The organism is bacterium, from assembly GCA_021159335.1.
In the GTDB taxonomy this organism is placed as follows: Bacteria; UBP14; UBA6098; order B30-G16; family B30-G16; genus JAGGRZ01.
In genome coordinates, this window is the sequence record JAGGRZ010000052.1 from 1 (window position 1) to 15,795 (window position 15,795).

Annotated in this window: 10 protein-coding genes; 4 read left to right on the plus strand and 6 right to left on the minus strand. The window is 47.0% G+C overall.

The genetic code is table 11. The features are described 5' to 3' along the window. Both J7J62_03135 and J7J62_03140 read left to right on the plus strand, forming a co-directional pair. On the plus strand, nucleotides 1-155 hold a 155-nt coding region (locus tag J7J62_03135; protein MCD6124149.1), incomplete at its 5' end, for an HPr family phosphocarrier protein. A gap of 14 nt (nucleotides 156-169) precedes the next feature. Then, nucleotides 170-715 (plus strand): CDP-alcohol phosphatidyltransferase family protein, encoded by a 546-nt coding sequence (locus J7J62_03140; protein MCD6124150.1) that lies wholly within the window; start codon nucleotides 170-172, stop codon nucleotides 713-715. Nucleotides 716-740: 25 nt separating this feature from the next. On the opposite strand, the gene J7J62_03145 is transcribed toward J7J62_03140, so the two are convergent. The 6 genes from J7J62_03145 to J7J62_03170 form a co-directional block, all read right to left on the minus strand. Next, nucleotides 741-1,340 carry an HAD family hydrolase gene (locus J7J62_03145; protein ID MCD6124151.1) on the minus strand — a complete coding sequence of 200 codons (600 nt, stop codon included), beginning with the start codon at nucleotides 1,338-1,340 and terminating at the stop codon, nucleotides 741-743. Continuing rightward, entirely contained in the window at nucleotides 1,291-2,265 is a 975-nt protein-coding gene (locus J7J62_03150; protein ID MCD6124152.1) for a glycosyltransferase family 9 protein, read from the minus strand. The genes J7J62_03145 and J7J62_03150 overlap by 50 nt, the downstream gene beginning before the upstream one ends. After that, nucleotides 2,262-3,032 carry a tol-pal system protein YbgF gene (ybgF, locus tag J7J62_03155; GenBank protein ID MCD6124153.1) on the minus strand — a complete coding sequence of 257 codons (771 nt, stop codon included), beginning with the start codon at nucleotides 3,030-3,032 and terminating at the stop codon, nucleotides 2,262-2,264. The genes J7J62_03150 and ybgF overlap by 4 nt, the downstream gene beginning before the upstream one ends. Nucleotides 3,033-3,038: 6 nt before the next feature. Continuing rightward, on the minus strand, nucleotides 3,039-3,542 hold the full coding sequence (pal, locus tag J7J62_03160) for a peptidoglycan-associated lipoprotein Pal (protein ID MCD6124154.1): 504 nt from the start codon (nucleotides 3,540-3,542) through the stop codon (nucleotides 3,039-3,041). A gap of 198 nt (nucleotides 3,543-3,740) precedes the next feature. Further along, nucleotides 3,741-4,640 (minus strand): peptidoglycan DD-metalloendopeptidase family protein, encoded by a 900-nt coding sequence (locus J7J62_03165; protein ID MCD6124155.1) that lies wholly within the window; start codon nucleotides 4,638-4,640, stop codon nucleotides 3,741-3,743. Between the two features lie 97 nt (nucleotides 4,641-4,737). Beyond that, entirely contained in the window at nucleotides 4,738-9,732 is a 4,995-nt protein-coding gene (locus J7J62_03170) for a T9SS type A sorting domain-containing protein (protein ID MCD6124156.1), read from the minus strand. A gap of 329 nt (nucleotides 9,733-10,061) precedes the next feature. Between J7J62_03170 and J7J62_03175 the strand changes: the two genes are divergently transcribed. Both J7J62_03175 and J7J62_03180 read left to right on the plus strand, forming a co-directional pair. After that, entirely contained in the window at nucleotides 10,062-12,530 is a 2,469-nt protein-coding gene (locus J7J62_03175) for a PorV/PorQ family protein (protein MCD6124157.1), read from the plus strand. Between the two features lie 20 nt (nucleotides 12,531-12,550). Continuing rightward, entirely contained in the window at nucleotides 12,551-15,703 is a 3,153-nt protein-coding gene (locus J7J62_03180) for a VCBS repeat-containing protein (GenBank protein MCD6124158.1), read from the plus strand. The last annotated feature ends 92 nt before the right edge of the window (nucleotides 15,704-15,795 follow it).

Consider the following 15,795-nt stretch of genomic DNA (forward strand, 5'->3'; position numbering starts at 1 on the left):
ACGAAGTAGAAGCCGATGCGAAAAGCATAATGGGCGTTTTAGTGCTTGCGGCAGAGCAGGGAAGCAAAGTTCTCATCATTGCTGACGGACCCGACGAGAAAGAAGCTGTCGAGGCTATAGCTAAACTATTTGAGGAAGGCTTCGGCGAGGAATAAAAACCCTTTGAACAATGACCCTTGCTGATTCCATTACAATAACAAGAATAATATTGGCGCCTATAATATTTTCTCTTTTTATATCAGGAAACCAAACATTACGAATAGTAGCACTGGTTCTTTTCGTTATCGGTGCTCTTTCCGACTTCTGGGATGGATACATAGCCAGAAGAACGAAACTCTCTGAATTCGGAAAACTTTGGGACCCCATCGCCGACAAAATACTCACAGGATTGGCGTTGCTCGCGCTCTCGGTAATAAAAGCCCTGCCGTGGTGGATAACGATATCATTGATAGCAAGAGATGTAATGGTAACGATAACGAGAATAGTTGTGGTGAGAAAACGCGGTGTAATAATAACCCCCCTCTTGGCCGCAAAACTTAAAACGACTTTCGAAATGATAATGATAATAGGTCTTCTTTTTCTTGCAGTAGTTCTCGAAAGCAGGTTCCCGCCGATATCATTTGCAATAATAAATGCATACGGTGCGCTCGTGGTCTTCCTTTCATGGGTTACAGGTGCCAAATACATCATAATGGCGCTAACCGGTAAGAAATAGCGAACGAATAACTTTTTGGGAAAACTTATCCAAACCTTTCCTCTATCCAGATAGCAGCTTCAAGCAAATCCGCAGCGATGAAGGTCGCCATGCTTTTCACCTCATCGGATTGGCGCTCACCGTAGCCAGTAAGCACAAGAATTCCCGGCACAGAAGCGTTTACAGCAAGCCTAACATCCGCTTCGCGGTCGCCAACGACAGCTATGGGATACACACCAAGCTCTAAAGCTGCTTTTTTTATCATGCCAAGCCCGGGCTTTCTGCACTCGCAATCTATTGCGTACTCAGGCACCACACCATCCCGATGATGAGGACAGTAATACACGGCGTCAACATGGGCACCCGACTGGGACAAGAACTCAAGCATTCGCTCGTTAACTCTTTTTACATCATCCTCAGTGAAAAAACCTCTCGCAACACCAGACTGATTTGAAACTACAACTATAAGATATCCCGCCGCATTGAGAATCTTTATTGCCTCTGCTGCTCCTGCGATAATTTCGACATCATCGGGATTAGATATATAACCCTTCTCCACTATTATTGTCCCATCTCTGTCAAGAAAAACAGCAGGTTTAGCTCGTTTTGGCAGATTCTTCGTCATACTTCTTCCTATTATAAACATCTACAGCCCTCTCGAAAACCAAATCGGGCGCGATGGATTCAAAGCATTTCCTGACTTCGAATTTGCACCTTCCCTCGCCATGAAGAGAGCATGGTGAACACTTTATGTCGGAATAAACATAGCTCGCATACTTTCCCATAGGAACAAATCCAAGCGCAGGGTGAGTAGGTCCAAAAACCGTTATGGTAGGCACCGATAGTGCCGCAGCGATGTGAGCAGGTCCTGAATCGTTACCAACGAAAATGTCGCCTAAAGCAAGCAAAGCCACAAGCTCCTCAAGCGTAAGCTCCCCGCTTGAGTGTATACCTGAACCTTCGGGCGCTTTACCAACGAATAGAACACTAAACCCATTTTCCATAAAAATCTTGGCAAGCTTCACGAAATTTTCGTATCCCCAATTTTTCAAGGGATACCTCGCTCCGGGATGAATTATCGCTAAAGGCCGAGGAATATCAGCGACGATTTTGTCTGCACTCTTGCGACCACGCTCGGAAGGATATAACTTGGGCAAGAATGGAGTCGATATGTTATAACCTATTTTTTTGATGACATCGGAAATATCGTCCACAACTGAATGTGGAGCTTTTGAACCGATACCAAACCAGACCAACAACCTTCGCTTTAAATTGCGCTTCTTCACGCGTGCGGTAGGAATTCCTAAGCCAATAGTCGAAAGAAAGCTCCTTAAATTTGCATGAAGGTCAACTATCCAATCGGGTGAAAATTCCTTTATCTGCGCCCTTAACTTCGCGATAGTTTCGAACAAAATTAAACGGCTGACTCTCGGGTCAGCCGCAAAAAGGTCTTTGTAATCGCTTTTTGTGACAAATGCAATCTTTACATTATTTTTCCACAATTCTTCAAGTGCAGCCGTCGCAAGGACAATATCGCCCAGCGATGAGAACCTTATTATAACCGCTTTCACTTTCCCAGCTTTTTAAGCTTTTCCTTAGCTAATTCAGCCTCATGCGAGTGCCCATACTTCTTCACAAGCATCTGGAAGTACTTTTTCGCCGATGTAACATCGTCAATCTTAAGCGAAGCCAGCCCAGCTTTATAGAGCGCTGATGGTGCGAATTCGCTCTCAGGATAATCCTGCACTAACTTTATGTATCCTTCCCGCGCATCCCTGTACCTTCCGAGGTTGTAATCGCACTCCGCAAGATTGTACAGGGCATCGTCAGCCAAAACGCTTTGCGGAAAAAGGCTCAGGAACTGCTGAAAGCTCATCTTAGCAAGCTGATACTTTCCCCTGTTGAAGTCGAGCTGACCGGTTTCGAAAAGCTCTCTTGCGCTTATGGTGACTTTGGTAGTTTCCGACTCCGTTTTAGGTGTAGCCTGCCTTTTTGCTATCTCCTGCTCCATGCTTTTTATCTGCTGCGTCAATGCGGAAACCTTATAACCACTTTCCCTTAATATGTTCTCGACCGTTTTTAGTTCCTCTTGCACGCGAGCCAAGTCATAATCGTGCGTAGCTTGAAGTTGTCTTAGAAGTTTCTGCTGTTCGTTAAGAAGCGAATCTATCTGGGCAAGCTTTTTATACTCGTATTGATTAGCCTTAACAAGATAATCCATTTGCTGCTGGAATCGCTTTATCTCCGAGCGAGTAGCACAACCGCTCGAAAATATCAAGATAATCAAGCTTAACGCGCAAAAAAGCGCTATTGACCCTAATTTAGCCCTTCTGTTCATCAAACATTACTGTGATATAATTTTGAAGTCAACCCGTCTATTTAGCTTCCAACAATCCTCATTGTGCTCCGTGCAAACGGGTTTCTCTTCACCATAACTTACTGTTTCGATTCTGTCGGGTGAGATACCATAATTCACGAGAAATTGCTTCACGGATTCAGCACGCTTCTGCCCCAGAGCAAGGTTGTATTCATTTGTCCCTCTTTCGTCACAATTACCCTCAAGTCTTATCTTAACATCTTTGTGCTCCATAAGCTGGCGCGCATTCTCGGCAAGTATAGCCTTTGCCTCCTCAGTAAGGTCATATCTGTCAAATTCGAAATAAACTGTCCTAAGCTCAAGTGGCTTCGGCGGCGGTGGAGTCGGTTCCTCAGGCGGCGCAACGGCAGTCGTTTCCTCTTCAACAGGCGGTGGCGGCGGAGGCGGTGGTGGCGGCGTCTTTTTAGGACAACCGTAAAACAAAACCCCAAAAGCGAAAACCATAGCAAGCAGTAATATTTTTGTCCTCATACTACCCCCTTTATTGCATTTATTAATAAATCTTACATCATTAAATAGTGATGTCAACATAATTTTAATAAACTTTTGCAAGGAATGCACGCATTTTTTTGAAAAAAATAGAGTTAGGATTACAAGTAACGCATAACACGGCGGAACACTTATCTTAATCACATGAACATAAATTTTTTAGGCGCGTAAAAAGGTGGGCTAATCGACTACAAATCTTTCCGGAAGAATGTAGTTTTTCGGGTTAACTGGCTTGCCATCAACCCTTACCTCGTAGTGAAGATGAACACCAGTGGCTTTACCAGTTCTGCCGCATGTCCCTATAACATCGCCGCGTGACACACGCTGCCCCCGCTTGACAAGAATTTTATCAAGATGAGCGTAACGAGTCTCGAACCAGATGTGGTCGATTACCACGAGCTTGCCAAAACCATGCATAATTCCGGTAAACTTTACTCTTCCGTCCGCGGTGGCATGAACAGGAGTTCCGCGAGGAGCGATAATGTCTATCCCCTCGTGCATGCTATATTTACCTGTAAGCGGGTCAATCCTCATTCCGAACACCGAGCTTATATAGCCCTTCATGGGCATTATTGAAGGTGTATGCCTAAGTAGTCTCTCGCGACTCTTAAGTTTTTCTTCAACCCTTTTCAGGAATTCTGACTCGTTTCTCACTGCAAAAATAAGGCTATCTATTGCGAAGGCGATATTTTCGGCATCTTTTATGCTATAGGATGCCAGCTGCGGACCACCTACCGCATACTCAGCAGCAGGTTTCTCGATGTCAGCTAAAGCGAACAATTCCTCGTTATATCGGGAAAGCAGCTTGTACTGCGCTCTTAGTGAATCGAGCTGGGACCTGAGAACTGCGAGCTCTTTCCTTATATTTTTGCGCTCAGCACGAAGCAGAAAAGGCTGGACACTGCTCCTTAGCATATAGATGTTCCAAGCGAACAAGAGCAAATTAACAAGCACAAAACCACCAATAAGATATACCACGATCTTCGAAAGCGCTTTACCCACACTAAGCTTGAGAACCCGCTTCGAGTCCTTAGGAATTATTATTATCGAGAAACCTTTCATAGCAGCCCTATCTTTCAAAAGAACACCCCCGATTGGGGGTGGTGGTTGTTAGCTTGCCCCTCTTCTGGGTAAGGAGCCGAGGGCCCTTCCGCAGGACCCCCGACCCCCATACCGATTACCTGACCAACATCATCTTTCTCGTCTGGACCTTGCCGTATGCAGAAAGCCTGTAGAAGTACACGCCGCTAACAACATCGTTGCCGTCGTCATCGGTTCCGTCCCAAACCACAGTGTAATGACCAGCGTCAAGATGCTTGGCAACGAGAGTCTTAACCTTCTGACCGATCATGTTGTAGACTTCTACCTTAACATCGGCTTCCTTAGGCAGGTCAAATGCTATCTTGGTTGCCGCATTGAACGGGTTCGGCATGTTAGGATATAGAGCAAGTTTGGTCGGCTTCTTGGTCTTCGGGACCAGATCGAGTTTATAGGCTCCCGGCTCAACATCTATGGACCTCTCAACATACTGACCATCGAGAGTTATAGGTCTATCAGTAACGAGTCTTGCGGGCTTATTTACGACCAGCGTGAAGCTCGGATACGGCTTCACATCTCTGTAAAGCGCTACACCACCCTCAGCAAGATACGCAGTATGAACTTTGCCGGCTGGTGCAGGCGGAAGCATACGGTCGTATTCCTCATCAAGACCGGCAGAAGCATCGGACTTGACAGCTATCGTCAACCTGCTATCCCCGATCTTCAAATTAGCCACATCCTCAGCATCGAGAACATCAACATAATCCGTTGCTTCCTTAAGCCAAGAAGCCTCAACATGCATCGTAGCGGATGTATACGAGTAAGGGAGATCGATGTATACCCAATAACCCTTGCCAGCATCGATATAGCGTGTGAACTCGTAGGACATCGTCGCAGGATTATACCAGTACACTCCACCGCCCCAAATAACACCAGTAGGAATTGTGGTAACATGTGTCGATGTCACATCCACACCAGTGAAGTCAAATACCGAACCTACAGTGTTCCAGCCGTTGGGCATGTTGCTTATGGTGTATTCGAATATCGGCGTTCCCGGCACAGAGAAGTATACATCGTCCGGGTCGCCAGGAGCAGGCACATACAGCACGAAGTAAGCATATTTTGCGTGAATCTCAGCAGGATTCTCATAGCTAAGCGACCATGGATTGTAGACATAGATGTTACGCGGGTCAACCATTGGGAACACAGCGCTCGGCAGCGGATTATCCGGCTCAACAGGAACGCTGACAAGGTTCCAGCCCTTGTGCAGATGCATGAAGTTGGGCGAGAAGTTTATGAACAGCGCCTCGCCTACATCGAACGAATAGTGATCCGTGCTCCTCATATCGGTATGCTCGTTCATTATGAACATTCCGTAATCGGGCATAGCCGATGTATCCCAATACACTGTTCCGCGGCAGTTGCCAGTCCAGATTATCCATCTCGGGTTCTCATCAGTAAGGCTCTTTATATCGGTTATAAGCCTAAATGTATCCTCTATAAACGCGGGCGGTATAAGCGCGGTAGGTCCTGGGGGCGGTGCTGGCGGTGCAAGTTCATCTATTCCGGGGTCGTAGCCAGCGGTAGCACCATAACCTGCTCCAAGAACGAGTATGCCTGTATCACCAGGCACATATGTGGTATCGCCCGTGACCGAGTCGATTATCATGTGCTCAGGAACAAGCTGGAGAGCCAAACGCCAACCCGGAGTTATCGAGAACGAGAATGTGTAATAAAGTTCATTTCCGGTCACGCCATCTGTGGGGTCGCAGTCGAGTTCGGGCATATCTGCTATTCTTAATTCCACATCCACATCAGCACCGCGAGCAGGCAGATAAATTCCTGCAAGATCTATTGGAAGGTCTATAATAAGCCCACCAAGAAGAACGCTAAATCCTAAGACACCATCGGTGTCGGTAAAGTGATAAACTATCACAGTATCAGGGCTGGTCACGGTTATAGTGAGATTTGTAGTGTGAGGGTCAACGCCAGAGAAGTCGCTAAGCTGGATGAATATGTGCTCCAAACGCCTGTAAATAACATCACCATCGTTGGGTGTGGTGCTTGTGACAGTCGGCGGTGCAAGGTCAACGGTGAAGGAGCCATAAAGCGGATTTCCACCTATAACATTACCAGCTATATCACCTATTTGTGCCAATGCCCAATCAACTACCTCTCCGTCAGTCCAAGGTGTCGGTGGCGTGAATATAAGCGTATCGCCAACAATATTAAGGTATGGCGAAGCTATAGTGTAAAGTCTGCTGTTAACGATGAAGAATATGGACGATGGGTCAACGCCAAGGTCATCGGAAATAAGTATCTTTATAGGCTGTGTCGGGCAATTGGTTATGGCACCGTCAAACGGTGTTACGAGTGAGAATCTCGGCGCCTGGGTATCGACTCTGAAGCTCCAGCAATACGGCAGACCATCAGCAGGATTTGGCGTAGGACCGCAATAATAGTCAACATCATCGTAAAGCGAGGTAAGACAAACCTCAACCAGTTCGCCGTGACGGAAGGTGTAGCCCGTAGCGGAAAGGTCAAGCGTTACGGTTCTACCATCGAAGGTGCAAACTGAAGGTGTCAGCGTTGGACCGTAAACATCGCCGTTGAACTCGAGCATTAACATGTCCTCTTTTATCTTCCCGCTGATCGAGTCAGCAACATCTATCGAGGCTACAACATGTCCACCACCAACCCACGAACCAGGTGTAGGCTGAGGATTGAAGTAAACCGGTCCACTCATGTCAACCGTGAAGCTCCAGCCATAGCTGCCAACGAACCACATCGGATGACCAAGAAGGTCTCTTGCGCTATCTATAACGCAATTGATCTCTCTCCCATCGGTAAACCACTCCGAGGGTATTGTCAGCCTAAAGTGACCAGCACCGAGGTAGCGTAGAGGATTGTAAATTGTAGTATCACACGAAACCACAACGGACCCACCACCTGTGTCAACGGAATGGCATACGATAGTGGTTTCTGCGCTAAGAAGGCTGTATTGGACTCCCTCAACGCTTACGAAAACAGTCCACTGGTCGATGCCATCAGGGTCGTAAAGGGTGAATTCGATAGGTCTCACGCAGTTGATGAAACTGTGGTCATCAGGCGAATACTCCGTAAGATATGGACCCTCAACGATATAGAATGTCCACGGAATGTATGGATATTCGTACGCGTAAACATTGGGTGAGCAGAAGTCCACAACATCGTGCACATCGATGAACTCAACCATTATGGTATCGCCCTGCGCCCAGCTTACGCCCATGCTTTCAGGGTAGAAGGTGAATGTCTTGGTGACAGGGTCCCATTTGTACCACGATGGCCAGTACTCAAGTATAGGCAGCGAATCTATCATAAGGTCAAAGCCGCTTGTCGAGTGGATGTGCATCTTAATCGTTCTCGGGTCAATAATACCGTAAATATCATCCAGAACCACCGATATGGGAGCGTGAAGGTCGGTAAGAACGGCACCATGGTCTGGGGAGTAATCAACGAGTATCGGCGCGCTTCTATCTGTGGCTACTGTCCAAGCAACGGTGTGAGCCTCAAGCGGGTTACCATACATATCCTCACCTTCGAGAAGCTCGACATGAATGGTCTCGCCTTCCGCAAGCTGCGGATGTGGAGTGTATGTGAAGCTAACAAGCTTGGGAATAAGATTAACCACATACATGAAGAACGGATGCGCTATTCTGCCGAAATCAGGTGGGATGCCCCAACCGTAATCGGGATAATACATATCCGCAACAGTTATAGCATTCGCTCGCCCTATAACGGTGGTATCAAAGAACCAGTTGCCCTCGGGAAGGTCAATCAGGTCAACATAATAGATGTTTTCTCCCTCAGTGCACGCTATGGTCTCGTTTATATCAAGATATTCGTTCCAATCGGGCACTATCCTTGCGAATAGAATGGTTCTTCCGGTCGCAAGGTCAGCCACGGCATGGTCGTATGCATCGTCGAAGCCAAGAAAATCCTCTGTCTCATAAATATATATAGTAGGTATACGCGTATGGACTTCCACAAGATAAATGGTATCAGTACCTACCACATAATGTTCTAATTCTGTACAACGGCTACGCCAGTTGTATGTAGGCGAGATTTCGTAAACTCTGTAAACTGTGTCGGGCACAAAAATCCTGAACACTGTATCAATCGCGAGCGTATCCACGGTAACAAATGTAGTTGCTGTGTAGTCGAGCGTTTCCCCACGAGCGCAGAACACAACGGAGGAAACATCAACACCATTCTCGTCGAAAATGCGGAATGTAAACGACTGGTCGCCGCATGAGGTTATCGGAACTGGCGTTACTCGAGTGGCTATAGGCGAAACTCTCTCGGCACGAGGCCCAAGATAATCAACCCAGAAATAGAATGTGCTAAGCGGCGAATCCTCAAACTCGTTGTATGGACCATAATCGGGCGCATCGTGGATCTGAAGGAACTGGTAAACGACGGTGTCTATAGATGCCCAGCTTACTCCAGCCGCAACAGGGTCGAACACGACGAGGAAACCACTATAATCTATATATGTGGTGTCGCCAGTAACGGGGTCCACCACCATTTCAGTTACCGTGGTGTCGGTTAGAGTTATCGCGGAGGAGGGGAATGTGTAAGTCACGCCGTGAACCCTTATCTGAAGGCTCAGCGGGTCGAGGTCACTGTATCTATCCACCACTATCCACCAGCCACCAAGAGTGCTTGATGTCGTGGTATGAGGTGTTGGGAGGGTATCGCCCACAAGTCCGCTCGCCCAGATAAACGGTCCGCTAAGGTCAACGAAGAATCTTCCAACAACGGGCAGACCAGGAAGGGTATCTCCGCTGAAGTCAAGCACGACCGCCAGCGAGCAGACGACCTCCCCTTCATCGAAGGAATCGCTGGGGGTGAAATATAGGTTTGCGGGGCTCCATGTAAGCTCAGGGTCGAACACGGTGTACGGCGTGCCATTAACGAACAACACGATGGTGCTGGGGTCCACTGAACTCGGCGTGGAAAATGTGAAAACTATAGGTTGAAGCCTGTTTGTGGTGGTGCTGCTGTCCAATGGCAAAGACATATACGCAGGCTGAGCCATTATGGACAGGCTCACCAAAAGAAATGTAATAACCACAAGCCCTCTTCGCTTCATCTTTCCTCCTTCACTTTAATGTTCTTCTTTTCCCACAACACAATTCACAACCAGTTAAATATACTTCAAAAAACAATCAATCACAAATCAGCAAAAACATTAAGATTTGACACCATTCTACCTTATTAATCTTCCTCCTACATTAAGAAAATTTTATATTAAAGCTAACCCCGAAACAATCATTGTCAAGTAAAAATTAGTAAAAATTTACGGCGACTTCTTACAAATAAAAATAAATTCTGGGCGTTTATCAATAAAAATCAAACTTGTTGCACAAAAATTTTTTTACCTTATTTTCCTGATTAGAAAATCAAATTGGAGGTGTTTTTATGTTCAAAGCACGGCTACTAATGATAATATCAATAATACTTTTCTCTCTCTTTCCCACTACATCGCATGCTGACAGGGCAAGAGGAGCGGTTCTTTTCCTTACCATAGGTCCTGGTGCACGCGCAGCTGGCATGGGCGAGGCTTTCGTGGCCGTAGCTGACGACCCCACAGCTACTTACTGGAACCCGGCTGGTCTGGGCAAGTTCCCTCTATCAAGCAGATGGCATAGGTTTTCTTTCCCTCAAAGCGGGATAGTAAGTATCGCCGCTGTCAAAACTATTCGTTCTGACATTGACTTCCGAAAATTCGACCTTTGGGCAGCAACACAAGATTCACTATGGGTTCTAAGGCGCGACAGGTGGCTTGACCATGACGAATACACCGTGGATGAACCAGATGGTCTACCTATTCTCGTTATACTCGATGAATTCGCCATGATAAGAACATACGACTCAACATACATTAATCGGACCGTTATACCCGAGTTCAAGCGAATAAACAATATCAAAGGGGATACAGTCCCGCAGGATGTTACCGTTAAAATCCCGTTCAAACTTTTTGTGCCCGACCGGATAACATGCCTCGCAGGCGGAGATGAAGTTCTCTTCGTTGGCACTGAGAACGGAGTTTATAAAAATTCTGACGGAGTCTGGCGCAAGCTTAAAGGCAGAAACTCACCCGAGGGCTTAAAAATTCTTGACATGAGCATCGATTCTAAGGGCAACCTCTGGGCTGCCACAAACGAGGGCTTATTCGTAGCGAGGGGCACGAGGTGGTCGAAGTATAACTCGAGCAACGGTCTCCCGTCATCATCGGTTACCGCCGTTTGCGCTCGCACGCCGAAAGATGTGTGGGTCGCAACAAAACGAGGAATAGTCCATTTCGATGGGGTAAATTGGAAAACAACATACCATTACTATGTTACCAAGAAACCGACATGGGAGCAAATAGCCAGCGCTGTAACCGGCGCCAAAGGCAGGGATAGATTGGCTGCTTTGACATCGAAGCTTAAAGCCGCAAACGGCAACTCCGAATCGGAGACCGCACCATCCGATGTTAAGGTTCCATACGACCTGCCAGTCGTCGGCGAGGTCAACAAGATTTTCATCGACTCCAAAGGCAATGTATGGTTCGGCACTAACTACGGACTGATAAGGTTTGACGGAAAAAAGTTCAAGGTTTTCGGCTGGAGAGCAGAAATAGCCTCCAAGGAAACAAACATAAAAGATTGGATAAGCTCAAAATGGGCAAAACAAACGGAAGGGACAAAGGAAAAACTCTACGAGAAAATACGAACATTCAACCATCTTCAGGACGACAAACTTGAGATGGGCGAAACTATAGAATATCCATCAAGTCCCGCGAGCGGGAAAATAATCGACATGACCGAGGGATTCACTAAGGGCGACATACTGGTAGCAACAGAATACGGACTTCTGCGATATTACAATAAACTTAAGCAATTCCGCTATGTGCTCTCCGGTGGATTCGAGAAAAAATTCGTCAAAAAGCTTGTTAGTTCTGGTGGTGAGTACTGGTTTGCCACACCCGACGAACTAACCATTTACTCAAAGGGCAAGCCAGGTGTGTCGCTAATGCATGTTAAGTGGCTTCCTGAGTTAGCACCCGATATCTATTACGAATACCTTACTGGCGTCTATTATCTCGAGGACTGGGGCACGGTGGGCGGTGCGATAACATTTATTTCCCTCGGTAGAAGCGAACAAACTAACGAGGTAGGCGAGAAATTAGGCGGTTTTTACTCCTACGAAATGGCGGTAGCAGCATCCTACGGCGCCAAACTTGCCAAAGGGCTTTACGGCGGACTTAATTTCAAATTCATCTACAGTGCGCTGGCACCAAGAATTTATGTTGGTCACGAGAAGAAAAGCGGTGTGGGTTCATCTTTCGCGGTGGACTTAGGCTTGCTTTACGAAACCCCGCTTAGAGGACTTACGATAGGAGCCAATGCTCAGCATATAGGGCCAAACATTCATTATATTGATGCGGCGCAAGCTGACCCACTACCAAGAACTCTGCGCGTGGGAATGGCATACAGAATAAGGAAATCCGATTACCATTCATTAATTTTTGCAGCGGACATAGAAAAGGAAATCATAAAGTTCAAAAGCGCTGAGAATCCGTGGGCGCTCGAGTGGCATTATGCGGTCAAACACCTTGGATTTGAATACACATACTCTAACTTCTTCTCCATAAGAGGAGGTTACATAATAGACTACGACTACTATCCAAGAAGCGAAGCGTTGGACAAAGTTCAACAGCCAGACTACAAATTCAATCCGGACGACTATGTTGCCATCAACTACTTCACTTTCGGATTCGGACTCCATTACGGTAACCTTATATTCAACTTCGCATACATTCCTAAAGTTTCGGACCCGGAACACCGAGGTGGTGAGGCTCCGCTGTCGAACATTATGAGGCTTTCCATAACGGCAAACTTCTAATCCAAAACTGCGCGTATAACATGAAAAAATTAGCCTTCTTCTCAATATTAGCGTTTCTATCCCTGTCAAGCGGGAGTTTTCGCGTAATAGGCATAACACCCGATACCCTGAGACCTCGATTCCGCGAAATATCCGTCCCCAATCCGTCCCCGCCTGTGGGGAAAGGACTAAAAAGAGCGCACAGATTCGCACTACCACGAGAACCCATTGCTGCCCCGGAGACGATAAAAGTTTGCGCGATAAGAGTTCAATTTCAGCCCGATTCAAACCCAAAAAGCACGGGAAACGGGCAATTCATGCTCGAACCCAACGACTCAATAAAAATCGATCCACCGCCGCACAACAAGTTGTACTTCGCCGCCCATCTCGAGGCTCTCAAAATGTATTATCAATTCGTCTCCCATGGAAAGCTCGTCATTGAGTATGACATCTATCCTGATGGTGAGAACGATGCGTACACACTTCCTGATTCCATGGGTTACTATGGTCCGGACGGGTGGTTTGGGGAAAATCCCGGCGATAGACTTTACGGATTTTTCAGGGATGCAATAAAATTTGTCGACTCTGTGGGCGGAGTTCCATTTTGCAACTATGATGTTATAATTATTTTTCATGCAGGAAGTGACTGGCAAAACGACATAGCATCATTTTTCCCAGAACTTGTTGAATATGATCCTAACACCTACATTCCCACTCCCGAAGACCTTCCCACTGCATACATAACGATTCCGGAGACCATAGCCGGGTGCGTGGACAGAGGAATAGTCATGCCGGAGTTCTGTTCGCAGGATGGAAGGACAGTAGCACTTAACGGGGCTCTTGCCCACGAGTTCGGGCACGCCTTAGGACTCGTCGACCTATATTCGACATACGACTTCACGACTGCAGTAGGATATTTCTCACTTATGGACAATGGTCACGCCGTGGGAATATATCTTCTCGATGAGGAAACAGGCGAAACGCTGGTTGTTTACGGTGCACTACCCGTCTATCCCAGCGCATGGGAAAGAGCTTATCTTGGATGGGAAAGCCCGGTAATTGTCGACACGCCGACGACAAATTTTCCCATAAGAGGTTGCGAACTACCTGTTTACGATACACCAACGATAGCGAAAATTCCGATAGATGAATTCGAATACTTTCTCATTGAAAACCGGCGAGACAGCTTCTGGAGCGCATCTGATTCAGTCAACATAAAAAGGGATTCGCTTACCGGTGTTATCATGGGAATTCAGGTCAATGGTGAATATGTTGGTGCATATGACTTTCTTCTTCCCGGGGCAGGAATCCTGATATGGCATGTTGATGAGCGCGTGGCATACGGCGATTACGACGACAACGGAGTGGACAACTTTCTCGACAACGAACTGCAATGGGACTGGCGCCGAAGGTTTATAGACCTTGAGGAGGCTGATGGTATTCAGGGGTTCGACCTTTGGTACGATTACCTTGGCGAGTCCAAGGACTTTTTCCGCTGGCCCAGCGCAACGATGTTCGGACCCAACACAACTCCAAATACTAACAACAATGATGGCGGACGAACAGGGATAGAGATTTACGATATCTCACGCTCTGATACGGTGATGACATTTTCCCTTCGTTACGATGGTCCTCATCTTCGCTGGAAAGGAACGGTAGGCTACCCACTACTTTATTCGCCTGTTATCGCGGACCTTGACGGTGACGGCAAAAAAGAAATATTGGCTCAAAGTTACGGGAATCTTTTTGTCTGGCGCAACGACGGGAGAAGATTCAACGATGCCAGCGATTCTATAGGTCTTATAATTTTTGATGGCGACACCGTGTACTTCCCGTTTCCGGTAGTTTACGAATTCGACACAGCAATAACCCAGCCTGTTGTTGGCGACATAGATGGCGATGGACGAAATGAAATAATTCTTGCGGACAGCTCAAAGCTAATCTGGGCGCTCGTCCCCGACTCTAACACCATACGGTTTAATATGCTTATAGGTTATCCTGCTTACGGTGCTCATCCATTTGCGCACACCCCTGTACTTCACGATATAGACTCCGACGGTAAAGATGAGATAGTCATAGCAGATGTTTACGGAATACTATACATGCTCGACGAAACAGGCATAAGATGGCGTTTTGACATGGGCGGCGAACCTGTGGGCGCAGTTGGTATAGGAGAAAAAGTAATCGCAGTAGCGCAGCAGGCAAAAGGTCGAGTATACATTCTCTCCTCAACCGGCGAGCTCATGGGCGAATTCGACCTCCCCTTCGGCAAACTTAATCAGCCGGTGGTGGTTGTTGAAGATTCGGATACGATAATAGTTTTCGCTTCGAAAGAGTCAGGCACACTCCCGGACGGGAAGGGAAAACCATTGCCATATGGGCAAGCCAAAGGATTCCTTTTCGCTGTGAACACTAACGGGGAAATCTTGCCGAATTTTCCGGTAGAGCTTCCCGCAAAACCATCAGCACCAATAGTAACTGAAGATGAGGACTTTGGCTTTAGAATCATATTCACTGCCGAAACGCTTGTATGTTGCTACCAGCCCAATGGTGCACCATGTGAGAACTTTCCTGTAACATTTTACGACGAAAAATTCTGGGATTCACCAGCATTGGTAGATTTCGATTCTGACGGCAAAATCGACATAGTAGCTGCATCCGAATACGATAGAATGGTTTGCGTGAACGAATTCGGCGAAAAGTCAGCTTATTCTCCGCTTGGAATCGGAACAGCCATTTCGTCCCCTGCGGTAGGAGACATCGACGACGATGGCAGAGCGGAACTCGTGATATCATCCTACGAGGGTATAATTTATGTTTGGGATAACTTCGGCAGCCTCAAAGACATTCCAGACTATCTTCTTGACGCAAGAAATAATAGAGTTCTTTTCGCGCGGGCTACTGGCGAAACTGAGACAAAAGAAGCGAATATAGTTTATTTCTACAACCATCCAAATCCGTTTGGTGAGGTTACATACTTCCGTTTTCTCATAAAAGGCCAAAGCGGCAGGGCGGAAATAACCGTTTTTGACGATGCCGGGAATATCGTCGCCAACCTCTCCGGAAATTATGTTAACAACATTCCTTGCGAAATTCTTTGGCAAACGCCGGGCATAGCAAGCGGAATATACTGGGCGGTTCTCGACGCAGGAGGCGCAGGCACGAGGAAAATCGCAGTGGCGGTGGTTAAGTGATAGGGAAGAGTTTGAATCGCGGATACCGCGGGAAAGCGGGGACCGCGGGGGGTGAGGTAAAAAATACATATTGCGGATACCGTAGGGAAACG

What these genes read in the sequence shown, in the direction of transcription:
- pal (MCD6124154.1), bottom strand. Translation starts at nt 3,542, where the DNA reads ATGAGGACAAAAATATTACTGCTTGCTATGGTTTTCGCTTTTGGGGTT.
- J7J62_03145 (MCD6124151.1), bottom strand. Translation starts at nt 1,340, where the DNA reads ATGTTTATAATAGGAAGAAGTATGACGAAGAATCTGCCAAAACGAGCT.
- ybgF (MCD6124153.1), bottom strand. Translation starts at nt 3,032, where the DNA reads ATGAACAGAAGGGCTAAATTAGGGTCAATAGCGCTTTTTTGCGCGTTA.
- J7J62_03175 (MCD6124157.1), top strand. Translation starts at nt 10,062, where the DNA reads ATGTTCAAAGCACGGCTACTAATGATAATATCAATAATACTTTTCTCT.
- J7J62_03170 (MCD6124156.1), bottom strand. Translation starts at nt 9,732, where the DNA reads ATGAAGCGAAGAGGGCTTGTGGTTATTACATTTCTTTTGGTGAGCCTG.
- J7J62_03180 (MCD6124158.1), top strand. Translation starts at nt 12,551, where the DNA reads ATGAAAAAATTAGCCTTCTTCTCAATATTAGCGTTTCTATCCCTGTCA.
- J7J62_03140 (MCD6124150.1), top strand. Translation starts at nt 170, where the DNA reads ATGACCCTTGCTGATTCCATTACAATAACAAGAATAATATTGGCGCCT.